The sequence below is a fragment of the Burkholderia sp. AU33803 genome, assembly GCF_002223095.1.
Lineage (GTDB): Bacteria > Pseudomonadota > Gammaproteobacteria > Burkholderiales > Burkholderiaceae > Burkholderia.
Window position 1 is genome coordinate 540,687 of sequence record NZ_NKFJ01000004.1, and the last position, 22,986, is coordinate 563,672.

A 22,986-nucleotide genomic window follows, 5' to 3' on the forward strand; every position below is an offset into this window, starting at 1 on the left:
GACAGGATGTTGCAGGTTTGCCGCTCGATCGTGCGCTGAAGCATAATGAATCCTCGTTATCCATACGCGTGAGCGACGTACCAGACCATCGTCATGAGCGAAAACACGCCTTCCCCGGCCGGTCTGCCCGGCACCTCCTCCGTTTCTTCCGATTCACCCCGTACCGATCCGGCGAAAGCGCCCGATGCGCCGGCCGCCCAGGCCGCCGCGCAGAACGTCGCTGCTGACGGTGCGTCACCGGTTACGGCCGCGTCCGAGCCGGGCGCGCCCGGGGCGACAGGCGCCGCCATCGATGGCGCTGCCGCCGCCGCGCCGCCGAAGGCGGGAACGCCGCCCCCCGGATTCGGCGCGCAGCCTGATTTCGACACGCCGCGCCCGCCGCCCGCGAGCGCGCAGAATGCGCCGCCGGCCTATCTGAAGCAGAGCGACACGCCGTGGTCGGTATTCGGCCGGATCGTGGCCGCGCGCGCCCGCCGGCTGTTCGACCGTGCCGGCCAGCGCATCACGCAGCGCACGCTGCGCATCGGCGTGTCGGCGCGGATCTTCCATCCGGAACCGGGGGCGAAGGGGCTGCGAGGCAAGACGCTCCAGTACCTCGAGGAATCGATCGCGCACTGGGTCATGTCGCGCGACGTGCTCGTGTTCATGATTCCGACCGTCGGCCATCAGGGCATGATTCACCCGAGCAACATCCGCCTGCGCGACTACGCGAAGCATCTCGACGGCCTGCTGCTGCAGGGGGGCGCCGACGTATCGCCGCAAACCTATGCCGCGTCCGACGCCCGCCCCGAATGGCCGGGCGATCGCGTGCGCGACATGTACGAGCTCGAGCTGCTGCACGAGTTCGTTGAATCCGGCAAACCCGTTCTCGGCGTGTGCCGCGGCTGCCAGCTGATCAACGTCGCGTTCGGCGGTTCGCTGTACCAGGACATCGCCACCGACGTGCCGACCGCGAATGCGCACGTGAGCGAGCATTACGACCAGCATCGTCACGCGATCCGCTTCCCGGATTCGTCGACGCTTGCGAGCATGTTCCCGGGGCGCAGCGAAGCGATCGTCAACTCGATCCACCATCAGGCGATCCGCGATCTCGGCCGCGATCTGAACATCGAGGCCGTGTCGGCCGGCGACGGGATCATCGAAGGCATTCGCCATCGCCGTTCGCCGTTCGTCGTCGGCGTGCAGTGGCACCCGGAGTTCCATCGTGCCGGCGGTTCGGAGCTGCTCGACTGCACGCCGCTGCTCGATGCATTCCTGCGCGCGGCACGCGAAACCCGCCTGTAGCAAGCCGCATGCTTCGCGTCGTACGAAGGCCGGCCGCATCCCGACAAATTCGAGATGCGGCCGTTTCGTTTTGAACGATAATCGCGAGTTCCGATTCGTTTGCCGGAGTCTGACGTTGGCTTTCCGAAATTTTTCCCCTGCACGATGCGCGACGTGGATCGTTGCGCTGGCTGCCTGCGCGCAAGCGGGCGTGGCCTGGTCCGCTGACGCGACGGCGCCCACCGCCGGTACGCGTCCGGCGGTCACGAGCCTGCGCGGCGACACGGCGGCATCCGCCACGGCTGCGACGGATGCCGCCGCACGAGGCAACGTCGCGGAGCTGACGCAGATGCTGCACGACGGCCGGATCGTCGAGATGCGCACGACGTACAACGGCAGCTACGGTGCGAGCCTGATGTTCGACCCGCGCGAGATGACGTACTACGTCGCGCTGTTCCAGGACAAGCATCTGTGGCGCGTGATCCGGTCGCAGGAAAAGACCCGCGCCGAGATGGTCTACGCGAACTTCGTTCAGCAGACCGTACAACTCGCCGATATCGAGATCCGCCGTACCGAGCTGGACGCGCAGAAGGCGTTTCTCGAGCGCGTGATTGCGCTGCAGGCGAATCGTGCGCAGCAGTTGCAGGCCGACCTGAGCGTAGCGCGTAGCCAGCAGGCTGAAGTCGCGCAGCGGCAGCGCTCGGCGCAGGAGCAGGCGCAGGCGCTGCAGGTCGAGAAGCGGGCTGCACAGATGCAGCTGCGCGATCTGCAGGAGCAGGTGCGACAGCTCGAGAAGCAGACCGAGACGGGGCTGCCCGCGCACAAGTAACGAGTCGTCAGACGGACGCAGAGACGAGCAAAACCCGGCGAAGCAAGCTTCGCCGGGTTTTTTCATGGCCGGCCGTTAGCGCGCGAATGCGCCCGGCGTATCGGTCAGGCGGCGGTTGGACAGCTGTGCCGTCCAGTCCACGCCGGTGGCGGGCGCGTGCGTTGCAGGGACAGGCTCGGTAGCGCGCAGCGCGCTCGCCATCGCGATCAGCGTGAGCGGATCGTCGAGCGTGTCGCGCATGTCGCCAGTTGCACGCGGCAATGCGGCGAGCCGATCGCGGGTGCGGGTGTCGACCGTGCTGCCGCTGATCGGCGGTCGCGTGGCCATCCGCATCACGGTTGGTGTTCGGACCGGCGCCGCCGCCATGCGCGTGCCGCTGGAACGAGGCGATGCGGCAGTGGCGGTCGGCGGTACGCTGGACGTTGCCGTTGGACGAAGCGAGGCGGGAGGACGCGCAACCTGGTGCATGGCCGGCAGGGGCTCGGCCGTTGTCGCGACAGGCGCTGCCATCTTGCGCGGCGAAGGCGCGCTCGTCGACGTACTCGGCTGAACCGCAGCGACCCGCACGGCACCGGAGGACGACGTCGCGTGATCCGGTACGCCACCGGCCGCGTGAATCGCGTAGGCAGGCCCGAACCCTGCAATCGGTTCATACGTGGCAATCAGCCAGCCGATGATGCCGAGCGCGCCGATACTCCAGCAGATCGCGTACTTCGCGCGCCGGTCGCGAAAGCCGCCGGCGATACGGGGGGAGCTCGGGGCCGCGGCGGCAGGCCGTGCAACCGGCGACCCGGCACGCGTCGGTGCCGACGCCGTGATCGGCAGCGGCTGCCAGTGGCATGCGCGGTGCGGCCGGTCCACGTCGATGCAGGACGTCGTCAGTGTCGCGAGGCAGTGCTTGCCGGGCCGCGCACCGGGGGCGCCGCGAAAGGTCCAGTCGCGGCCGAGCGACGGCACGTGATCGAGCGGAGCGACGCGGGGGCGGGCGAGTGCGCCTGCAACGGGGACGAGGGACGATGGAGTCATGAGGGCGGGGCGCCATGCGACACGGGCATCCGTGCCGGTGCGGCGCGGATATGTCGTCGCAAATCGAGACATTGTCGTCAGCCGGCGAAGGCTGGTCGATCAGATCAATCTGATTTTTGCTGCCGTTTCGGGGCGACTTGTACGAGGAGAACGTCGCGACCGCACCGGCAGGGGCGACACAAGGCAAATGTCGGCTTGGCGTGGCATGATGCGTGAACCATGCCGGTGCGCGCGTCGTTGCGCGGTGCGCCGCCGGCGGGCAGCGATGCCCGTGCGCGCCGGCCCGGCGCCGCGTGCGTCGTCGGATCCATGCGGCGCGGATTCGCGCCATCCGAGCTGAGCGAGAAAAACATGTCCACAGCGTCACCCGCCATCGCGCAGGAATCGAAAGTCCGCACCGTGTTCCGGGTCGTCAGCGGCAACTTCCTGGAAATGTACGACTTCATGGTCTACGGCTATTACGCGTCGGCCATCGCGAAAACCTACTTTCCGAGCGGCAACGCATTCGCGTCGCTGATGCTGTCGCTGTCGGTGTTCGGCGCGGGCTTCCTGATGCGGCCGGTCGGCGCAATCGTGCTCGGCGCGTACATCGACCATCACGGCCGCCGCAAGGGGCTGATCCTGACGCTCGGCCTGATGGCGATCGGCACGCTCGCGGTGGCCGCGATACCCGGCTATGCGACGATCGGCGTGCTCGCGCCGGTGCTCGTGCTGCTCGGCCGGCTGCTGCAGGGCTTCTCGGCCGGCGTCGAACTCGGCGGCGTGTCGGTCTACCTGTCGGAGATCGCGACGAAGGGGCACAAGGGGTTCTATACGTCGTGGCAGTCGGGCAGCCAGCAGGTGGCCGTCGTGTTCGCCGCGCTCGTCGGCGTGCTGCTGAACCGCGCACTGCCGGCCGAGGAGATGACCGCGTGGGGCTGGCGCATTCCGTTCCTGATCGGCTGCCTGATCGTGCCGTTCCTGTTCCTGATCCGTCGTTCGCTGAAGGAGACCGACGAGTTCCTCGCGAAGCGTCATCGTCCGACGATGGGCGAGATCATGCGTTCGATGCTCGATAACTGGGGCGTCGTGGTGGCGGGCATGGGGATGGTGATCATGACGACGGTGTCGTTCTACATGATCACCGCCTATACGCCGACGTTCGGCAAGGAAGTGCTGCACCTGTCGTCGCTCGATGCACTCATCGTGACCGTCTGCGTGGGGGTCTCCAATCTCGTGTGGCTGCCGCTGTCCGGTGCGTTGTCCGACCGCGTCGGTCGCCGCCCGGTGCTGATCGCGTTCACGGTGCTGACGCTGTTGACGGCGTACCCGGCCGTGCTGTGGCTCGTCGGCGATCCGTCGTTCCTGCGGCTGCTCGCGGTCGAGCTGTGGTTGTCATTCCTGTACGCGTCGTACAACGGGGCGATGGTCGTTGCGCTGACCGAAGTGATGCCGGCCGACGTGCGCACGGCCGGTTTCTCGCTGGCATACAGCCTGGCGACGACGATCGGCGGCTTCACGCCCGCGATCTCGACGCTGCTGATTCATCAGACCGGGAACAAGGCGGCGCCGGGGTTGTGGCTGAGCGTTGCCGCGATTTGCGGGCTGATCGCGACACTCGTGCTGTATCGCACGTCCGAGGCGCGCAACCAGTACAAGGCGGCCTGACCGGCAGCGGTATGACGCGCGGCGCCGGCCGCACACCATGCAATGAAAAAGGGAGCGCGGCGCGCTCCCTTTTTTCGTGTGCGTTCAGGCTTCGCGCAGCATGCCGGCGACCGCGGCCGCCACGTCGTGCCATTCGCCCGGCGCGGGCTGGCGGGCGAGCCTGGCCTGCGGATACCACGGGCAGTCGTCGCCGGTGAACCAGCGCCAGTCGGGCGCGAACGGCAGCATCACCCACAGCGGCTTGCCGAGCGCGCCGGCGAGGTGCGCGACCGCCGTATCGATCGTGACGACGCCGTCGAGCCGATCGATCAGCGCGGCCGTGTCGGCAAAGTCGTTCAGCCGGCCGTCGAGCCGATGCACGCGCGGATGCGCGTCGACGCGCGCGCGTTCGTCGTCGTCGAGTGCGGGCTGCAGCACGATCCAGTCGATGTCCGGCAGCGCGAGCAGCGGTGCGAGCGCGTCGAACGGCATCGAACGGTTTTCCTGCGCCTGCCGGCGCCCCGACCACGCCAGGCCGAACTTGCGCTTCGATTGCCCGCCGAGCGAGCCGCGAAAGCGCCGGCCGGCGCCGTCGGGGGCGTCGAGGTAGCGCGAGCCCGCGACGATGTCCTCCTTCGTCTGAAGCCCGAGCAGGAACGGCAGGCTCATCAGCGTGCACGCGACATCCGCGGCAGGCGGTCTTGCCGCGCCCAGCGCGACGAGCGTCACGCGCCAGCGCGCCGCGGCCGGCGCCAGCAGCGTAACCAGTTCCGGCTGGACTTCGAGCACGACGCGCGCGCAGCGTGCGCGGGCGAGCGGCACGAAGCGGACGAACTGCAGCGTGTCGCCGAAGCCCTGTTCCGCGCGGATCAGCAGCGTGCGCGACGCAATCGGCTCGCCTTGCCAGCGCGGCAGCGTGCCGAGCGGCGTCGCGCCGGGCGTGTCGTGGCGGGCTTCGTAGGCGGGCAGGCCGCGCGTGAAGTCGCCGAGCGTCAGCAGCGTGACCGCGCGGTGCAGCCGTGCCAGCGTGAGATCGGGCGCGACGCGCAGTGCCTGGTCGAAGGCGCGCAGCGCCATCTCGTGCGCACCGAGCGCGTGATGGGCGTTGCCGAGATTCAGCCACGCCAGGCTGAACGACGGATCGAGACCGACCGCACGCTCGTAGTAGGGCAGCGCGTCGCGGTGGCGGCCCTGCGCGCTCAATGCGTTCGCGAGCCCGAACAGTGCGAGCGGAAACGACGGATGCAGTGCGAGCGCGGCTTCGAACGCGGCGGCCGCCTCCGCATGCCGGCCGACCGCATCGAACGTGTTGCCGAGATTGAAATGGGCGGCGACGAAGCGCGGCTGCGCGGCGATCGCCGCCTGGAAATGCGCGATTGCGTCGTCGGCACGGCCCATCGCGTTCAGCGCCATCGCGAGGTTGTTGTGCGCGCCCGCATGCCCGGGCCGCAGCTCGAGCGCGCGATGGAACGCGGCGAGCGCGTCGTCGTGGCGGCCGAGCGCGTTCAGCGCGTTGCCGAGATTGTTGTGGATCGATGCATCGTCGGGCGTGAGCCGCAGCGCGCGGCCGAATGCATCGATCGCATCGTCGTGGCGCTGCAGCGCCGCATACGCGTTGCCGAGGTTGTAGTGCGCGAGCGGAAATTCGGGCGCGAGCGTCAGCGCGTTGCGAAAGCGGTCGACTGCTTCGTCGAGCCGGCCGAGCGCCTTCAGCGCGTTGCCGAGATTGAGCTGCAGCGCGGCGTCGCCCGGCCGCAGCGCGACGGCGCGGCCGACGAGATCGGCCGCCTCGGCGTGCTGGCCCTGCTGGTGCCGCAGCACGCCGAACAGATGCAGCGCGTCGGCGTCGGCGGGATTGGAGGCGAGCGCGTTGCGATAGCCGTGCTCGGCCTCGGCGAGGCGGCCCGCGCGGTGTGCGGCATACGCCCGGTCGAATGCGGAATCCATAACGCGATAACTGACGGAAAGCGCGTATTTTCCCACACCGCGCGGGGGGGCCGCGCGTCGGCCGATCGGCATATGGCCCCGTCACGCGGAGCGGCGTAGACTTGCAGGATCGCGTGTCATCGAGGTTCTCATGGCTGACACACTGCCCGATATCCCGCCCGTGCTGATCGTCGGCGCGGGGCCGACCGGCCTTGCCGCGGCGATGAGCCTCGCGCGAGCCCGCGTGCCGGTGCGCATCATCGATCGGCTCGCCGCACCAGCGCCGTATTCGCGCGCGATCGGCATCCAGGCGCGCACGCTCGAATTGCTCGAGCAGCATCGCGCGGTCGAACCATTTCTCGCGCTCGGTCATCGTGCCCATGCGGCCGCGCTGCATGCCGACGGCCGCGTGATCGCGCGGCTCGATTTCGATCCGTTGCAAACGCGCTATCCGTACCTGCTGTTTCTCGACCAGACCGTCACCGAGCGCCTGCTTGCCGACCATCTGGCCCGGCTCGGCGTGACGGTCGAGCGCGGCGCGACGCTGACCGCGTGCGAGGCGGGTGGTGCGTCGCTCGACGTGTCGATCCGCTGCGCCGACGGCCGCGACGAATCGTTCGCGCCGTCGTACCTGATCGCTGCCGACGGCGCACACAGCACGGTCAGGCATCTGCTCGGCCTGGGCTTTGCCGGGCATGCGTTCGAGCAGACCTTCCTGCTCGCCGATTTCGCGGCCATACCCGACTGGCCGGACGAAGAAATCCACCTGTTCACGACATCCGACGGCATCGCCGGCCTGTTTCCGATGGGCGGCGGACGTTACCGGCTCGTGGCCGACCGGCCGCCCGGCAGCGACGCGTCGCCCGATGCGCCGACCCCGTCGCTCGCGGAATGCGACGCGATCGTGCGTGCCCGTGCCGGCGTGTCGATCTCGCCGAGCGATCTCGCGTGGTCGTCGTATTTTCATCTGCACAGCCGGATGGTCGACCGGCTGCGTCACGGCCGCGTGTTCTTCGCGGGCGACGCCGCGCACGTCCACAGCCCGGCCGGCGCGCAGGGCATGAACACCGGCATCCAGGAGGCGTTCAATCTCGGCTGGAAGCTCGCGCGCGTGCTGGGCGCGGGCACGCCCGAGCGGTTGCTCGACACGTATCACGCGGAGCGTCATCCGATCGAGCGCGACGTGTTGCGGCAGACCGGTTTCGTCACGCAGATCGTCGAAGCCGAGCGTGGCGCGATGAAGCTGCTGCGCGATCACGTCGTGCCGGTGCTGGCGTCGTTCGGGCCGATGCGCGACGCGGTGCGGCGCACGGTCAGCGAGCTCGGCGTGCAGTACCGGAAGAGTCCGCTGACGCTCGAGCGCGTGCTCGATGGCGGGCCGCGCGCAGGCGAGCGGGCACCCGACGCGCACGTGCGGGTGCTCGACGGGCCGCTCGGTCAGGCGCCCGGAACGGCGCGACTATACGATCTGCACGATCCGGCGAGCTTCACGTTGCTGCTGCTGGAAGAGCCGGTGAATGCCGACACCGGCGCGGTGCCGCCGATGCCGGCCGATGCGCAGGCGCTCGTGCAGGGGCTCGACCGGATCATGCCGGATGCGGTGCGCGTCTGGCGCGTCACCGATGCCGAAGGCGGCGATACCGGGCTCGCGCAGGAATACGGCCGCTCGCGGCCGTCGTTTTACCTGCTGCGGCCGGATGGTTACGTCGCCGCGCGCGGGCGCACGGCGACCGACGCAAACGCGCTGCTGCGCCATTGCGAAAGCTGGTTCGCGGGCATGTCGCGGTCCGCGTAGCGGTGCCGTCAGGCGCTCGCCGCGGCGGGTACGAGCGACGCGCGGTGCGCGGCGATCGCGTCGCGCACGATCGGTGCCGCACGTTGCCCGGCCTCGCTCGACGGATCGTCGAGCGCCGCGAGCAACGCGCGGCGCATGCGCGGTTCCCAGAAGCGCCGGATATGGTCGGCGATGCCGGTCAGCGCTTCGTCCCGATCGGGCATCGATTCGAAGAATGCGCCGATCTGGTTGGCCATGTCGACCAGGTGTCCGTTGTCCATCGCTTCCTCACTTGCCTGTCGACACGCCGGCGGTTGCGGCTTCGCGGCGCTCGAGCAGGTCGAGCTGCTCCGCGTTGAAGCGCGCATACGCTTGCTGCCAGTCGGACGGCTGCGCGACGGGCAGCACCTGCACGGCCGTCACCTTGTACTCGGGGCAGTTCGTCGCCCAGTCCGAGCTGTCCGTCGTGATCACGTTCGCGCCCGATTCGGGGAAGTGGAACGTCGTATAAACGACACCCGGCTGCATGCGTTCGGTCACGAGCGCGCGCAGCACCGTCTGCCCCGCACGCGACTCGATGCCCACCCAGTCGCCGCTGTGGATACCGCGGTCCTGCGCGTCGTGCGGATGAATCTCGAGGCGATCCTCTTCGTGCCACCGCACGTTCTCGGTGCGGCGGGTCTGCGCGCCGACGTTGTACTGCGACAGGATGCGGCCCGTCGTCAGGATCAGCGGATAGCGCTGCGTGACTTTCTCCGGCGACGCGATGAACTGCGTGATCACGAATTTGCCCTTGCCGCGCACGAATGCGTCGATGTGCATCGTCGGCGTGCCTTCCGGCGCGTGCTCATTGCACGGCCACTGAATGCTGCCGAGCGTGTCGAGCTTCGCGTAGGACACACCCGAGAAGGTCGGCGTGAGCCGCGCGATTTCGTCCATGATTTCCGACGGATGCGCATAGTCCATCTCGTAGCCGAGCGCGCGCGACAGCATCAACGTGACTTCCCAGTCCGCGTAGCCCGCGAGCGGCGGCATCACCTTGCGCACGCGCGAGATGCGGCGTTCCGCGTTCGTGAACGTACCGTCCTTCTCGAGGAACGACGAGCCCGGCAGCAGCACGTGCGCGTATTTCGCGGTCTCGTTCAGGAAGATGTCCTGCACGACGATGCATTCCATTGCCGACAGCGCGGCCGCGACGTGCTGCGTATTCGGATCCGACTGGACGATGTCCTCGCCCTGGCAGTAAAGCCCCTTGAAGCTGCCGTCGAGCGCCGCGTCGAACATGTTCGGGATGCGCAGCCCCGGTTCCGGTTGCAGCTTCGCCGACCACGCCGCTTCGAACTGCGTGCGCACGACCTCGTCGCCGATGTGCCGGTAGCCGGGCAGTTCGTGCGGGAACGAGCCCATGTCGCACGAGCCCTGCACGTTGTTCTGGCCGCGCAGCGGATTGACGCCGACGCCTTCGCGGCCGATGTTGCCGGTCGCCATCGCGAGGTTCGCGATGCCCATCACCGTCGTCGAGCCCTGTGCGTGTTCGGTCACGCCCAAGCCGTAATAGATCGCCGCATTGCCGCCCGTCGCATAGAGGCGCGCGGCTTCGCGTACCAACTCGGGCGGCACGCCCGTCACGTCGGCGGTCGCTTCGGGCGAGTTGTCGGCTCGCGAGACGAACTCGCGCCATTGCTCGAATGCACGCGTCTCGCAGCGCTCGGCGACGAATGCGTCGGCGACGAGCCCTTCGGTGACGATCACGTGCGCGAGCGCGTTGACGATCGCGACGTTGGTGCCGGGGCGCAGTTGCAGGTGGTGGGTCGCTTTCACGTGCGGGCCGTCGACGACGTCGATGCGGCGCGGGTCGATCACGATCAGCTTCGCGCCTTCACGTACGCGCCGCTTCAGCCGGGAGCCGAACACCGGGTGGCCGTCGGTCGGGTTCGCGCCCATCACGACGATCACGTCGGCCTGGCCGACCGATGCGAACGTCTGCGTGCCGGCCGATTCGCCGAGCGTTGTCTTGAGGCCATAGCCCGTCGGCGAGTGGCACACGCGTGCGCAGGTGTCGACGTTGTTGTTGCCGAACGCGGCGCGCACCAGCTTCTGCACGAGGTAGGTTTCCTCGTTCGTGCAGCGCGACGACGTGATGCCGCCGATGGAATCGCGGCCGTACTTGTCCTGCAGCTTGCGGAATTGCGTTGCCGCGTAGGTGAGCGCTTCGTCCCAACTGACTTCGCGCCACGGGTCGGTGATCTTCTCGCGGATCATCGGCTTCGTGATGCGGTCCTTGTGCGTCGCATAGCCCCACGCGAAGCGTCCCTTCACGCACGCGTGACCCTCGTTCGCGAGGCCGTTCTTGTGCGGCGTCATGCGCACGACCTGCGTGCCCTTCATCTCGGCCTTGAACGAGCAGCCGACGCCGCAGTATGCGCAGGTCGTGACGACCGAGTGTTCGGCCTGCCCGAGTTGCACGACGGATTTTTCCTGCAGCGTGGCGGTCGGGCAGGCGGCGACGCACGCGCCGCACGACACGCATTCCGACGCCATGAACGATTCGCTTTCGCCGGCGGCCACGCGCGATTCGAAGCCGCGTGCGGCGATCGTCAGCGCGAACGTGCCCTGCGTTTCCTCGCAGGCGCGCACGCAGCGGTTGCAGACGATGCACTTCGACGGGTCGTACGTGAAGTACGGATTCGATTCGTCCTTTTTGTCGCGCAGGTGATTCGCACCGTCGAAGCCGTAACGCACCTCGCGCAGCCCGACCACACCGGCCATGTCCTGCAGCTCGCAGTCGCCGTTGGCTGGGCAGGTGAGGCAGTCGAGCGGATGGTCGGAGATGTACAGCTCCATCACGTTGCGACGCAGCGACTGCAGCCGGTCCGACTGCGTGCGCACCTTCATGCCCGCTTCCGCAGGTGTCGTGCACGACGCCGGATAACCGCGCCGGCCTTCGATCTCGACGAGGCACAGCCGGCACGAGCCGAACGGTTCGAGCGAATCGGTCGCACAGAGCTTCGGGACGTTGACGCCGGCTTCGATCGCCGCGCGCATCACCGACGTGCCGGCCGGCACCGTGACCGGCTGGCCGTCGATTTCGAGCGTGACGTCGGTATCGGCATGCCGTTGCGGCGTGCCGTAGTCGGTATCGTCGAACGGATCGAGGGCACGCGCCTGCGCAGCGCTCTTGCACGCGCATTGGCCCGAGCCGCAGCCGCCTTGGCGGACGTTGTTCGTGTCGAGGGACATGCAGGGCTCCTTCTGGGTCAGGCCGCAGCCTTGACCGGACCCGACGCGGCAGGTTTGCCGGCAGCGAGCCCGAAATCTTCGGGGAAATGGTCGAGCGCGGACAGCACCGGGTAGGGTGTCATGCCGCCCATGGCGCACAGCGAACCGGCCAGCATCGTGTCGCACAGGTCGCGCAGCAGCGTGACCTGCCGCTCAGACGTATCGCCGTGGCGAATGCGTGCGATGGTCTCGACGCCGCGCGTCGAACCGATCCGGCACGGCGTGCACTTGCCGCACGACTCGATCGCACAGAACTTCATCGCGTATTCGGCGAGCTCGGCGAGGTTCGACGTGTCGTCGTGCAGCACGATGCCGCCGTGGCCGACCACCGCGCCGATCGCCGTATACGCTTCGTAGTCGAGCGGCACGTCCCACTGGTGGTCGGGCAGGTAGGTGCCGAGCGGGCCGCCCACCTGCGCGGCACGTGCGGGCCGGCCGCTGGCCGTGCCGCCGCCGAAATCGAACAGCAGTTCGCGCAGCGTGACCCCGAACGCGAGTTCGACGAGGCCGCCGTGGCGGATGTTGCCGGCGAGCTGGAACGGCAGCGTGCCGCGCGAGCGGCCCATCCCGTAATCGCGATAGAACGCGGCGCCGCGCGCGAAGATCACGGGCGCCGTTGCGAGCGTGATCACGTTGTTGATGACGGTCGGCTGGCCGTACAGGCCGGCGAGCGCGGGCAGCGGCGGTTTCGCGCGCACGACGCCGCGCTTGCCTTCGAGCGATTCGAGCAGCGCCGTTTCCTCGCCGCACACGTACGAGCCCGCGCCTTTCGCGACGTGCAGCTCGAACGCGTGCGCGGAGCCGAGCACGTGCTCGCCGAGCCAGCCGGCTTCGCGTGCACGGACGATCGCGGCTTCGAGCGTGGCGATCGCGTGCGGGTATTCGCTGCGTACGTAGATGTAGCCGACCGTCGCGCCCGTCGCGACGCCCGCGATGATCATCCCTTCGATCAGGCAGTACGGGTCGCACTCCATGAGCAGGCGGTCGGAGAAGGTGCCCGAATCGCCTTCGTCCGCATTGCAGACGATGTACTTCTGCGTGGCGCGTGCTTGCCGGACCGTGCGCCACTTGATGCCGGCCGGGAACGCCGCACCGCCGCGGCCGCGCAGCCCCGATTCGATCAATGTTTCGCACGCGGCATCGCCGTCGAGCGCGAGCACGTTCTTCAGGCCGGCGAGGCCTTCGTATCGCAGGTAGTCGTCGATCGACAGCGGGTCGGTCAGGCCGATGCGGGCGAACGTGAGACGTTGCTGGCGCGCGAGATAGGGCAGCGCGTCGACGAGGCCGACGCCGCTCGGATGCGTGCCGCCTTCGAGCCAGTTTGCGTCGAACAGGGCCGGCACGTCGGCGGCCGACAGGTTCGCATAGCCGACGCGGCCGGCGGCCGTGCCGACCTCGACGAGCGGCTCGAGCCACAGCAGCCCGCGCGAACCGTTGCGGACCAGTTCGATGGCGATGCCGCGGCGTTCGGCTTCCGCCTCGATCGCGGCGGCGAGCGCGTCGGCGCCGAGCGCCAGCGCGGACGAATCGCGCGGGACATGGACGCGGGTCGTCATGCGGCCTCCGGGGTGCGGGCGACGGCGTCGGCAAGCAGCGCGTCGAATTTCTCCGGCGTGACCTTGGCATGCAGCACGCCATTGACCGTCAGCGACGGCGACTGCGCACACAGTCCGAGGCAGTAGACCGATTCGAGTGCGACGTCACCGGGGGCATGCGCATCGGCGGCATCGCGGTGCGCCGTATCGAACCGGCAACCCGTGCGGGCTTCCGCATGCGCGGCCAGCGCTTCGCAGCCCATGCTGCGGCACGCTTCGGCGCGGCACATCTGGATCGTCACGCGGGCGGGCGGCGCGGTGCGGAAGTGGTGGTAGTAGGTCAGGACGCCATGCACTTCGGCGCGCGACAGGTTGAGTGCGCGGGCGAGCGGCGCGACGCAGCCTGGCGGCACGTAACCCGCGTCGTCCTGGATCGCGTGCAGGATCGCCACGAGCGACCGGCCGGCGCGTGCATGGCGCTCGACGAGCGCGTCGGGCGCTTGGGAATTCGGGGACATCAGTTGTGCTCCTCCAAAGTCTCATATGCGCTCGAGGTTCATATAGTGCGCATCGCAACTTCGTTCTGATTGATTTTAACCAACGATAAGCGGAAGATTTGGCGGTCGCAATAGGAAATCGGAGTGCATAATTGATTCGCATCGAATGCGACGCGTATCTGACCGTACGCGACACGGAAGGCCGTGCGGCCAGCCTGTCGGATGTTGCGCCGTTGCTCGAACTCGTGGCCGACACGGGCAGCATTGCGCAGGCCGCGCAAGCGAAAGGGCTGTCCTATCGGCACGCATGGGGCATGCTGCGTGCGCTGGAGGCGTGCATCGGCGGGGAACTGATCGAAACCGCGCGCGGCAAGGGCTCGACGTTGTCGGCGCTCGGGCAGGCCGTCGTCGATGCGCAGCGCCTCGCGCGCAGCCGGCTCGACGGGAACCTGCGCACGCTGGCCGCCGAAGTGGCGAGCGACCTGAACCGGCGGCTCGCGCAGCGCGACGGCGCCGTGCGGATCCATGCGTCGCACGGCTACGCGGTCGCGACGCTCGTCTCCGCGCTGGTCGATGCGCAGGCGGCTGTCGACATCAAGTATCGCGAGAGCGTCGAGGCCGTGCAGGCGCTTGCCCGCGGCGAGTGCGACCTGGCCGGCTTCCATCTGCCGCGCGGCGCGTTTCGCGCGCAGTGCGCGCAGATCTACCGGCCGTGGCTCGACGATACGCGCCATGTTCTGATTCACCTGACACGACGCCAGCAAGGGCTGTTCATTCCGCGCGGCAACCCGAAGCAGGTTCGCGGGCTCGCGGATCTCGCGCGCCATGACATCCGCTTCGTCAACCGCCAGCCGGGGTCGGGCACGCGCATGCTGCTGGATCTCGCGCTGCGCGCGATCGGCATCGATCCCGAGTGCATCGACGGCTACGCGTCGGCCGAGCTCACGCATTCGGCGATCGCGGCGTTCGTCGCGAGCGGGATGGCCGATCTCGGTTTCGGCGTCGAGCCGGCCGCCCATCATTTCGGGCTCGATTTCATCCCGGTCGTCGATGAAGACTATTACTTCGCATGTGAGCGCGCGCGGCTCGACGCGCGGCCGCTCGCCGGTGTGCTGGCGCTGCTGCGCGATGCGCGCTTTGTCGAGCGCGTCGCGCATCTCGACGGCTACGATCCGGCTGCGTGCGGAACGCTGACGAGCATCGCGTCGGGGCTGGCCGGCGGCGACGGCGCGGGCGTGCCGGCGGGCAATTCCCGGTAACGCGGGCGCAATCGAACCGCGATGCAGCAGCAGGGGATTTGCGCTACGCTTGCCGCTCGACCAACGTTCCAACAAGTACGCCGTTCAAGCGTCATTCCGCCATGAAATTTTCCGTTTCCCTCACCGCGGCAGTGTTGACCGCGGGGCTGCTGGCCGCTGTTTCGCCGTTTGCGCTCGCGCAGAATTCGCCCGGTGTGCCCGGCGGTATCCTGAGCGAACAGTTTCGCCTGAACGAGCATCCGCAGATGCCGTTCGCGGCGTCTGCCCCGTCGCAGAAATACCAGAGCGGCAAGAAGTCGGCCTTGCGCCGCAAGGGTGACCTGGGGGACCCCAACGGCTGCAATCTGAAGTGTCCGATGGATAGCCGGTAACCTGGCCGACGGGCGCGTCCGAACGAGAGGGCCGCCCGCAGTGCCGATTCGACCGGCGGGTGTTGCGCGCGCATGTCGCCCTGGCTGTGCGATTGGTGATGGCAGGAGTCCCGTACGATTCCCATTTTGTCCGAGCCCCGCGAAACGTTGCCGCTTCGCGGGGCTTTTGCTTTCCGTCGAATCGTCATGCGATTCGATACCGGGCGATGGAGAGGAGGTGCGTTGCCGGCCTGGCGGCTTATTTAGGGTTAACCCGTAAATCAGGAAGGGTGTCTTCCAGAAACCTGCCTTATTCTTAAGCATCCGCCTACATAAACTTCGGGTTGTCAGCGATGAACAAGGTGTTCACCGCGAACACAGACAAATCTGGAGGTAGGTCATCATGAAATCGCTCGTTCAAGCTGTTGTCGTTGCTGCCGCTCTCGTTGCCCCGGTCGTGTCGTTCGCCCAGTCGGGTTCGACGATCACCCGCGCGCAGGTCCGTGCCGAACTGGTCCAGCTGCAGCAGGCTGGTTACAACTCCGCTCGCGGTGAAGATCCGCACTACCCGGAGGCGATCCAGGCTGCCACCGCGCGTGTTGCGGAGCAGCAGCGTGCCGCGCTGGCGCAAGTGCAAGGCGCCGACGCGAGCGGTTACGGCGCACAGGCACAGGGCGCGTCGGCATCGGGTTCGCGTGCGATGGGTGTGCGTCCGGCCACCGCTGAAGAAATGAAGTCGCTGTATCGCGGCAGCTAAACCGCGTATTGCCCGGTGTGCGTGAATGCCGGGTGCGACGACGCGTCGCGCCTGGAGCCGCAGCACCCGGGCGGGCCGCTGCCTGGCGCGATCGATGAGTGCGCGGGCACGGCAGGCTATCCGTCACCTCCTGTCGCCGGAAGTCCGGTGGCATTCCGCCCGGCCCACCCGTGGCTGGGCGCTTTTTCGGAAGGAGCGGGCGCGTGCGTTTCGCCGGCAACAAAAAACCCCGCAGACTTGCGTCATGCGGGGTTCGTGCGGTGAGCGCGGAATTTGGTGGAGGCGGCGGGAATCGAACCCGCGTCCAGAAGCGCTCCACGACTAGTTCTACATGTTTAGTTCTGTCATTTGATTTAACCGCAGCGACGCGGACGAACACGCTGCACTACGGCGATTCGCTAGGTTTTCGACCCTGGCGTCGCGACGCCGACAGGGCTTAACTGACGTAAATGACCTCTGGCGGTATTGCTACCGGTCTTGCGACACTAGCCCGTCAGTGAACTAGGCAGAGGACGGCGGCCGTTAGGCTGCCAGTGCGAACGTATCGTCGTTTGCAGTTACGATTTTCCCATTGATTAACGAGGTGACGGGTCCTCGACATGCCCTAGCCGCTTCACAACCCCTGTCGAAACCAGGTCGCCCCCGCGGATAAGATCGATCATTATAGCCCAACATCGCGCAGCAGTTCGCGCAGTTGCAGCGTCGTGTCGACGAGATGCTGCGCTTGCCAGTCGGCCGGCGCGGCGCCATCCCCGCAATAGCCGTACGCCGCCGCGACCGTCGCCATGCCGGCGGCACTCCCGGCTTGAATGTCGCGCAGGTCGTCGCCGACGTAGACGATGCGCGCAGGCGCGAGCGTTAGTTGGTCGGCCGCATGCAGCAGCGGGGCCGGGTGCGGCTTCGGGTGCGGCGTTGTGTCGCCCCCGACGACGCAGGCGGCGCGCCGCGCAAGGCCGAGCAGGTCGACGAGCGGCGCCGTGAGCCGCATGGCCTTGTTCGTGACGATGCCCCAGCGCACGCCGCGCGCGTCGAGTTCGTCGAGCACGTCGTCGATGCCGGGGAACAGCGTCGTATGCACGCATAGATCCGTCGCGTAGTTGGCCAGGAACTCGTCGCGCATCGCTTCATAACCGGGCGTGTGCGGATCGATGCCGAACGCGCCGCCGAGCAGGCCGCGCGCGCCGGCCGAGGCTAGCGGCCGCAGCACGTCGAGCGGTGTCTCGGGCAGGTCGCGCACGCGTTGCATCTTGTTGACGGCGGCCGCGAGATCGGGGGCCGTGTCGGCGAGCGTGCCGTCCAGGTCGAACAGCACGGCATCGCAGTGCAGCAGGCGCGGTTCGTCGAGTGCCGCCCGCGCGGTCGAGAGGGGAGTCGTCATGCCGGTTGGAAGGTCACGCGCCGCGACGGCACGCGACGAGGTAGTTGATGTCGGCGTCGTTCGACAGCGCGAAGCGCTTGCCGATCGGGTGATACGTGATGCCCTTGATCTCCACGATGTGCAGATCCGTTGCCCGCACGAAGCTGGCCAGTTCCGACGGACGGATGAAGCGCGCGTAGTCGTGCGTGCCCTTCGGCAGCATTTGTGCGATGTACTCCGCGCCGATCACGGCGAACAGGTATGCCTTCAGGTTGCGGTTCAGCGTCGAGAAGAACACCCAGCCACCCGGCTTCACGAGCGTCGCGCAGGCGGCGACGATATCGCCGGGCGACGGCACGTGCTCGAGCATTTCCATGCACGTGACGACATCGTAGGTGCCCGGTTCGCGCGCGGCAATTGCTTCGGCCGCGATGGCCTCGTAATCGACCGAGATACCGCTTTCGAGACTGTGCAGGTCGGCGACGCCGAGTGCTTCGGTCGACAGGTCGATGCCTTTCACCTGCGCGCCCAGTCCGGCCATCGATTCGGACAGGATGCCGCCGCCGCAGCCGATGTCGAGTGCGCGCTTGCCGGCGAGGTGCGCATGCGCATCGATCCAGCCGAGCCGGACCGGGTTCAGGTCATGCAGCGGCTTGAATTCGGCATTCGGATCCCACCACCGATGGGCGAGGTCGCTGAATTTCTGGAGTTCGTGCGGATCGGCGTTGGTCATGTCGGCAAACGGGCTACGGAAGGAGGGCGGTGCTGCGATTCGTCAGCCCCGAGTATATAAGAAGCGGACGAGCGGCGAAGCGGAGAGCGCCTGGGCGGGCGTCAAAGAAAAAGCCCCGCCGGAGCGGGGCTTTGAAGCAGTCGAAAACCGCGGCTTAGTTTGCCGGAACGGTCGTCTTCTGGACTTCTTGCGTACCAACCACTTCGACTTCCACGCGGCGGTCCGGTGCGAGGCAGGCGATGAGTTGCTTGCGGTTCTTCTGGTTGCAGCCAGTCGTAACCGGGTTGCGCTTGCCCTTGCCTTCCGTGTAGATCTTGTTGGCCGGCACACCCTTGCTGACCAGGTACGACTTCACGGCTTGCGCACGGCGCAGCGACAGACGGTCGTTGTACTTGTCCGAACCGATGCGGTCCGTGTAGCCCGTTGCGACGACCACTTCCGTGTTCATGCCCTGGATCTTCGACGACAGTTCGTCCAGCTTTTGCTTGCCCAGCGGCTTGAGCGTTGCCTTGTCGAAGTCGAACAGTGCGTCAGCTTGATACGTGATCTTCTGGCTCGTGATGGCCGGAGCGACCGGAGCGACCGGAGCCGGTGCCGGTGCCTGGGCGACCAGTGCGCCATCGCACTTCGCGTTGGCGGTGGCCGGCGTCCAGAACGCATCGCGCCAGCAGAGCTCGTTCGTACCGTTCATCCACACCCATTCGCCCGTGCCGTTGACCCAGTTGTCATTGACGGCTTGGCGCGACGCCGGCACCGACTGTGCCGAAGCGGATGCAGCCATAACTGCGGTAGCTGCAATGAACGCGAGCTTTGAAAGTTTATTCATATTTCTCCTCTCGAAATTGAGATTACCGCAGGTTTACTGCGAGCCTGTTGACGGTGACAAGTCATACATTGCTCGAAGTATAACATTGGTGCGGCACAAAAAACGCGGCGCCGCCTCTGTGTAGACTTCGAGCAGCGTCTAACTTTCAGTGCGTTGGCATTTTGCCATATCGTTCCCTTCCTACGAAAAAAAATCCTCCCCACCCCAAGATCGCTTCAACTTTGTGGTGCATGCGCAACACTGACCTGCCGTAACTTTTAGGAATTGTCAAGAGTGTGGCGGTGAAATTGCGCCGATGGAGGCAGTTGTTTACTCGTGCGCGAGGAACACGTGACGCGGCATTCATCTGTGATGACGAGCCGGGTGCGATTGCGGTGTGCAATGGCGGCCGATTCGTCGACGCCGCGATTTTTGCTATTCATATATAGAGGGGGCGAATTGGCGGCTGATGGGCGCATGTTAGAATCTCGCGTTGCGTTGCGCATGCAGCGCCCACGCGAAAGGCGTTCGCCGTCTTCGCTCCGAAACGATACGGATACATGGATCAATTCGCCAAAGAGACCCTGCCCACCTCCCTAGAAGAGGAAATGCGCCGTTCGTATCTCGATTACGCGATGAGCGTGATCGTCGGACGTGCCCTCCCGGATGTCCGCGATGGCCTGAAACCCGTGCACCGGCGCGTGTTGTTCGCGATGCACGAACTGAACAACGACTGGAACCGCGCGTACAAGAAGTCGGCGCGTATCGTCGGTGACGTGATCGGTAAGTACCACCCTCACGGCGACACCGCGGTCTACGACACGATCGTGCGGATGGCGCAGGACTTCTCGCTGCGCTACATGCTGATCGACGGGCAGGGCAACTTCGGCTCGATCGACGGCGACAATGCCGCGGCGATGCGTTACACCGAAATTCGCATGGCGAAGATCGGTCACGAGCTGCTCGCCGACATCGACAAGGAAACGGTCGATTTCGAGCCGAACTACGACGGCAACGAAATGCAGCCGTCGGTCCTGCCGTCGCGCATCCCGAACCTGCTGATCAACGGCTCGTCGGGTATTGCGGTCGGCATGGCGACCAACATCCCCCCGCACAACCTGAACGAAGTCGTCGACGCGTGCCAGCACCTGCTGGGCAACCCGGAAGCGACGATCGACGAGCTGATCGAGATCATCCCGGCGCCGGATTTCCCGACGGCCGGCATCATCTACGGCGTCGCCGGCGTGCGCGACGGCTATCGCACCGGGCGCGGCCGCGTCGTGATGCGCGCGGCCACGCACTTCGAGGAGATCGACCGCGGCCAGCGGATGGCGATCATCGTCGACGAGCTGCCGTACCAGGTTAACAAGCGCTCGCTGCTCGAGCGGATCGCCGAGCTCGTCAACGAGAAGAAGCTCGAAGGCATCTCCGACATCCGCGACGAGTCCGACAAGAGCGGCATGCGCGTCGTGATCGAGCTCAAGCGCGGTGAAGTGCCGGAAGTGGTGCTGAACAACCTGTACAAGGCGACGCAGCTCCAGGATACGTTCGGCATGAACATGGTCGCGCTCGTCGACGGCCAGCCGAAGCTGCTGAACCTGAAGGAAATCCTGCAGTGCTTCCTGTCGCATCGACGCGAAGTGCTGACGCGCCGCACGATCTACGAACTGCGCAAGGCCCGCGAACGCGGCCACGTGCTCGAAGGTCTCGCGGTCGCGCTCGCGAACATCGACGAGTTCATCGCGATCATCAAGGCCGCGCCGACGCCGCCGATCGCGAAGGCGGAGTTGATGGCGAAGCCGTGGGATTCGTCGCTCGTGCGCGAAATGCTCACGCGTGCCGAGAGCGAGAACGCGGCGGCCGGCGGCCGCTCCGCGTACCGCCCGGAAGGCCTGAACCCGGCGTTCGGCATGCAGGCCGACGGGCTGTACCGCCTGTCCGACACGCAGGCCCAGGAAATCCTGCAGATGCGTCTGCAGCGCCTGACCGGCCTCGAGCAGGACAAGATCATCGGCGAGTACCGCGAAGTGATGGCCCAGATCGCCGACCTGCTGGACATCCTCGCGCGCCCCGAGCGGATCACGACGATGATCGGCGAGGAGCTGACCTCGGTGAAGGCCGAGTTCGGCGACGCGCGCCGTTCGAAGATCGAGCTGAACGCGACCGAGCTGAACACCGAAGACCTGATCACGCCGCAGGACATGGTCGTCACGATGTCGCATGCGGGCTACGTGAAGTCGCAGCCGCTGTCCGAGTACCGTGCGCAGAAGCGCGGCGGTCGCGGCAAGCAGGCGACGCAGATGAAGGAAGACGACTGGATCGAGACGCTGTTCATCGCGAACACGCACGATTACATCCTGTGCTTTTCGAACCGCGGCCGCGTGTACTGGGTCAAGGTCTATGAAGTGCCGCAGGGCTCGCGCAACTCGCGCGGCCGCCCGATCGTCAACATGTTCCCGCTGCAGGAAGGCGAGAAGATCAACGTCGTGCTGCCGGTCAAGGAATTCTCGGCCGACAAGTTCATCTTCATGGCAACGTCGCTCGGCACCGTGAAGAAGACGCCGCTCGAGGCATTCAGCCGTCCGATGAAGAAGGGCATCATCGCGGTCGGCCTCGACGAAGGCGACTTCCTGATCGGTGCGTCGATCACCGACGGCGCGCACGACGTGATGCTGTTCTCGGACTCCGGCAAGGCCGTGCGCTTCGACGAGAACGACGTGCGTCCGATGGGGCGCGAGGCGCGCGGCGTGCGCGGCATGCAGCTGGAAGACGGGCAGCAGGTCATCGCGATGCTGGTTGCCGGCAGCGAGGAGCAGACGGTGCTCACCGCGACCGAGAACGGTTACGGCAAGCGCACGCCGATCACCGAGTACACGCGTCACGGCCGCGGCACGAAGGGTATGATCGCGATCCAGACGTCCGAGCGTAACGGCAAGGTCGTGGCGGCAACGCTCGTCGACGCCGAGGATCAGATCATGCTGATCACGACGGCCGGCGTGTTGATTCGCACCCGTGTCTCGGAGATTCGCGAGATGGGGCGTGCCACGCAAGGTGTTACACTCATCAGTCTCGATGAGGGTACCAAGCTCTCTGGCCTGCAGCAGATCGCGGAGGCCGAAGAGGGAGAGGGCGAAGCCGACGAGGCGTCGGACGGCGAAGCCTGAAGAACGGATGAGACTCTAGCCGCCGCAGGCGCGAAGCGCCGCGGCCGGCGAGCAACCATTCATATTTCCAAAAGGGAGTGATGATGCAAAAGCAATTCAAGCAACTGGTTCTGCTGGCTGCACTGGTGCCGACGTTCGCGATGGCGCAAGCGCTGTCGAATTCCGCACCAGCAGCTCCGGCAGCAGCTGCGCCGATCGACGCCGACAAGAAGGCAGCGATCAAGGATCTGCTCGACGCGATCGACGCGCCGAAGCTCGTGTCGGCAATCGGCAACAGCGCCGAAATGCAGGCCAAGCAACTCGTCCCGGCGATCCTGTCGGACGCGCTGTCGGAAAACAAGACGCTGAACGACAAGCAGAAGCAGGCTGCCGTTCCGACGCTGCAGAAGAACGCGGTGCCGAAGCTGGTTGACGGCGCAGGCAAGGTGTTCGGTACGCAACAGTTCCAGAACGACGCGATGTCGGCTCAGTACGACGCCTACGCGAAGTACTACAGCACGTCGGAGATCAAGGATCTGACGACGTTCTACAAGAGCCCGACGGGCCGCAAGTTCATCCAGGTTCAGGATCAGGTCGGTCGCGACGTGGTCAACGGCCTGATGCAGAAGTACATGCCGCAAGCTATCCAGGCAACGCGCACGCAGGCTGACAAGGAAGTCGCAGCAGTCAAGCCGGGCAAGTAAAGCCGTCCGGGCACGCCCCCGGCCGTTCGGCCGGGTTTGGCGGGAGCCTGACGACAGTGCGATAATGGCCGTTTGCGCGCGAGCGCAAGCGGCCATTTCTTTTCTGGCGCGTTCTGCCGGCGG

Annotated in this window: 18 protein-coding genes and 1 other RNA gene; 9 read left to right on the top strand and 10 right to left on the bottom strand. The window is 66.7% G+C overall.

Features of this window, described 5'->3' with window-relative positions:
* Positions 1 to 93: 93 nt before the first annotated feature.
* Both CFB41_RS04970 and CFB41_RS04975 read left to right on the top strand, forming a co-directional pair.
* Positions 94 to 1,284 (top strand): gamma-glutamyl-gamma-aminobutyrate hydrolase family protein, encoded by a 1,191-nt coding sequence (locus CFB41_RS04970; protein ID WP_089455796.1) that lies wholly within the window; start codon positions 94 to 96, stop codon positions 1,282 to 1,284.
* A 115-nt stretch (positions 1,285 to 1,399) separates the two neighbouring features.
* Positions 1,400 to 2,092 carry a DUF2968 domain-containing protein gene (locus CFB41_RS04975; RefSeq protein WP_089455797.1) on the top strand — a complete coding sequence of 231 codons (693 nt, stop codon included), beginning with the start codon at positions 1,400 to 1,402 and terminating at the stop codon, positions 2,090 to 2,092.
* Positions 2,093 to 2,167: 75 nt separating this feature from the next.
* Here the strand turns inward: CFB41_RS04975 and CFB41_RS04980 are convergent, their stop codons facing one another.
* Positions 2,168 to 3,049, bottom strand: a complete 882-nt coding sequence (locus CFB41_RS04980; RefSeq protein ID WP_306427066.1) for a hypothetical protein — start codon at positions 3,047 to 3,049, stop codon at positions 2,168 to 2,170.
* Between the two features lie 420 nt (positions 3,050 to 3,469).
* On the opposite strand from CFB41_RS04980, the gene CFB41_RS04985 reads away from it, so the two are divergent.
* Positions 3,470 to 4,765: an MFS transporter gene (locus tag CFB41_RS04985; protein WP_089456560.1), complete on the top strand. Its 1,296-nt coding sequence runs from the start codon at positions 3,470 to 3,472 to the stop codon at positions 4,763 to 4,765.
* A gap of 84 nt (positions 4,766 to 4,849) precedes the next feature.
* Here the strand turns inward: CFB41_RS04985 and CFB41_RS04990 are convergent, their stop codons facing one another.
* The gene (locus CFB41_RS04990) at positions 4,850 to 6,763 is read right to left on the bottom strand and encodes a tetratricopeptide repeat protein (protein WP_089455799.1); all 1,914 of its coding nucleotides are present in this window, start codon (positions 6,761 to 6,763) and stop codon (positions 4,850 to 4,852) included.
* Positions 6,764 to 6,821: 58 nt separating this feature from the next.
* Here CFB41_RS04990 and CFB41_RS04995 point away from each other — a divergent pair, with 58 nt between their 5' ends.
* Positions 6,822 to 8,465, top strand: a complete 1,644-nt coding sequence (locus tag CFB41_RS04995) for an FAD-dependent monooxygenase (protein ID WP_089455800.1) — start codon at positions 6,822 to 6,824, stop codon at positions 8,463 to 8,465.
* 8 nt (positions 8,466 to 8,473) lie between these two features.
* Here the strand turns inward: CFB41_RS04995 and CFB41_RS05000 are convergent, their stop codons facing one another.
* Genes CFB41_RS05000 through CFB41_RS05015 form a run of 4 tightly spaced genes read right to left on the bottom strand, consistent with a single transcriptional unit; the run spans position 8,474 to position 13,776 of the window.
* Entirely contained in the window at positions 8,474 to 8,725 is a 252-nt protein-coding gene (locus CFB41_RS05000) for a formate dehydrogenase subunit delta (protein WP_089439486.1), read from the bottom strand.
* 7 nt (positions 8,726 to 8,732) lie between these two features.
* A complete protein-coding gene (fdhF, locus tag CFB41_RS05005) occupies positions 8,733 to 11,684 on the bottom strand; it encodes a formate dehydrogenase subunit alpha (protein ID WP_089455801.1) in 2,952 nt (983 codons plus the stop codon).
* A gap of 17 nt (positions 11,685 to 11,701) precedes the next feature.
* The gene (locus tag CFB41_RS05010) at positions 11,702 to 13,279 is read right to left on the bottom strand and encodes an NADH-quinone oxidoreductase subunit NuoF (protein WP_089455802.1); all 1,578 of its coding nucleotides are present in this window, start codon (positions 13,277 to 13,279) and stop codon (positions 11,702 to 11,704) included.
* Entirely contained in the window at positions 13,276 to 13,776 is a 501-nt protein-coding gene (locus CFB41_RS05015) for an NAD(P)H-dependent oxidoreductase subunit E (protein ID WP_089455803.1), read from the bottom strand. Before CFB41_RS05015 ends, CFB41_RS05010 begins: the two co-directional genes overlap by 4 nt.
* Before the next feature lie 131 nt (positions 13,777 to 13,907).
* Here CFB41_RS05015 and CFB41_RS05020 point away from each other — a divergent pair, with 131 nt between their 5' ends.
* The 3 genes from CFB41_RS05020 (at position 13,908) to CFB41_RS05030 (ending at position 16,121) form a co-directional block, all read left to right on the top strand.
* Positions 13,908 to 15,014 carry a substrate-binding domain-containing protein gene (locus tag CFB41_RS05020; RefSeq protein ID WP_089455804.1) on the top strand — a complete coding sequence of 369 codons (1,107 nt, stop codon included), beginning with the start codon at positions 13,908 to 13,910 and terminating at the stop codon, positions 15,012 to 15,014.
* Positions 15,015 to 15,115: 101 nt separating this feature from the next.
* Entirely contained in the window at positions 15,116 to 15,385 is a 270-nt protein-coding gene (locus CFB41_RS05025) for a hypothetical protein (protein WP_089439491.1), read from the top strand.
* A 382-nt stretch (positions 15,386 to 15,767) separates the two neighbouring features.
* Positions 15,768 to 16,121 (top strand): DUF4148 domain-containing protein, encoded by a 354-nt coding sequence (locus CFB41_RS05030; RefSeq protein WP_089455805.1) that lies wholly within the window; start codon positions 15,768 to 15,770, stop codon positions 16,119 to 16,121.
* Positions 16,122 to 16,395: 274 nt separating this feature from the next.
* Here CFB41_RS05030 and ssrA read toward each other — a convergent pair.
* The 4 genes from ssrA to ompA all read right to left on the bottom strand — a co-directional run bounded on the left by ssrA (position 16,396) and on the right by ompA (position 19,037).
* Positions 16,396 to 16,765: a transfer-messenger RNA gene (ssrA, locus tag CFB41_RS05035) on the bottom strand.
* A 17-nt stretch (positions 16,766 to 16,782) separates the two neighbouring features.
* On the bottom strand, positions 16,783 to 17,499 hold the full coding sequence (gene gph / locus CFB41_RS05040) for a phosphoglycolate phosphatase (RefSeq protein WP_089455806.1): 717 nt from the start codon (positions 17,497 to 17,499) through the stop codon (positions 16,783 to 16,785).
* Between the two features lie 13 nt (positions 17,500 to 17,512).
* Entirely contained in the window at positions 17,513 to 18,211 is a 699-nt protein-coding gene (gene ubiG, locus CFB41_RS05045; protein WP_089424797.1) for a bifunctional 2-polyprenyl-6-hydroxyphenol methylase/3-demethylubiquinol 3-O-methyltransferase UbiG, read from the bottom strand.
* Between the two features lie 154 nt (positions 18,212 to 18,365).
* Positions 18,366 to 19,037 (bottom strand): outer membrane protein OmpA, encoded by a 672-nt coding sequence (ompA, locus tag CFB41_RS05050; RefSeq protein ID WP_039343284.1) that lies wholly within the window; start codon positions 19,035 to 19,037, stop codon positions 18,366 to 18,368.
* 539 nt (positions 19,038 to 19,576) lie between these two features.
* Here ompA and gyrA point away from each other — a divergent pair.
* The gene (gene gyrA / locus CFB41_RS05055) at positions 19,577 to 22,180 is read left to right on the top strand and encodes a DNA gyrase subunit A (protein WP_089439493.1); all 2,604 of its coding nucleotides are present in this window, start codon (positions 19,577 to 19,579) and stop codon (positions 22,178 to 22,180) included.
* An 83-nt stretch (positions 22,181 to 22,263) separates the two neighbouring features.
* Complete coding sequence (locus CFB41_RS05060; protein WP_011351329.1) at positions 22,264 to 22,863, top strand: DUF2059 domain-containing protein; 600 nt, start codon at positions 22,264 to 22,266, stop codon at positions 22,861 to 22,863.
* Positions 22,864 to 22,986: the final 123 nt, after the last annotated feature.

Bases quoted from the DNA above. Each gene is read 5' to 3' on its own strand.
- CFB41_RS04970 (WP_089455796.1), top strand. From the start codon at position 94: ATGAGCGAAAACACGCCTTCCCCGGCCGGTCTGCCCGGCACCTCCTCC.
- CFB41_RS04985 (WP_089456560.1), top strand. From the start codon at position 3,470: ATGTCCACAGCGTCACCCGCCATCGCGCAGGAATCGAAAGTCCGCACC.
- CFB41_RS04990 (WP_089455799.1), bottom strand. From the start codon at position 6,763: ATGCCGATCGGCCGACGCGCGGCCCCCCCGCGCGGTGTGGGAAAATAC.
- CFB41_RS04995 (WP_089455800.1), top strand. From the start codon at position 6,822: ATGGCTGACACACTGCCCGATATCCCGCCCGTGCTGATCGTCGGCGCG.
- CFB41_RS05000 (WP_089439486.1), bottom strand. From the start codon at position 8,725: ATGGACAACGGACACCTGGTCGACATGGCCAACCAGATCGGCGCATTC.
- fdhF (WP_089455801.1), bottom strand. From the start codon at position 11,684: ATGTCCCTCGACACGAACAACGTCCGCCAAGGCGGCTGCGGCTCGGGC.
- CFB41_RS05010 (WP_089455802.1), bottom strand. From the start codon at position 13,279: ATGACGACCCGCGTCCATGTCCCGCGCGATTCGTCCGCGCTGGCGCTC.
- CFB41_RS05015 (WP_089455803.1), bottom strand. From the start codon at position 13,776: ATGTCCCCGAATTCCCAAGCGCCCGACGCGCTCGTCGAGCGCCATGCA.
- CFB41_RS05025 (WP_089439491.1), top strand. From the start codon at position 15,116: ATGAAATTTTCCGTTTCCCTCACCGCGGCAGTGTTGACCGCGGGGCTG.
- CFB41_RS05030 (WP_089455805.1), top strand. From the start codon at position 15,768: ATGAAATCGCTCGTTCAAGCTGTTGTCGTTGCTGCCGCTCTCGTTGCC.
- gph (WP_089455806.1), bottom strand. From the start codon at position 17,499: ATGACGACTCCCCTCTCGACCGCGCGGGCGGCACTCGACGAACCGCGC.
- ubiG (WP_089424797.1), bottom strand. From the start codon at position 18,211: ATGACCAACGCCGATCCGCACGAACTCCAGAAATTCAGCGACCTCGCC.
- ompA (WP_039343284.1), bottom strand. From the start codon at position 19,037: ATGAATAAACTTTCAAAGCTCGCGTTCATTGCAGCTACCGCAGTTATG.
- gyrA (WP_089439493.1), top strand. From the start codon at position 19,577: ATGGATCAATTCGCCAAAGAGACCCTGCCCACCTCCCTAGAAGAGGAA.
- CFB41_RS05060 (WP_011351329.1), top strand. From the start codon at position 22,264: ATGCAAAAGCAATTCAAGCAACTGGTTCTGCTGGCTGCACTGGTGCCG.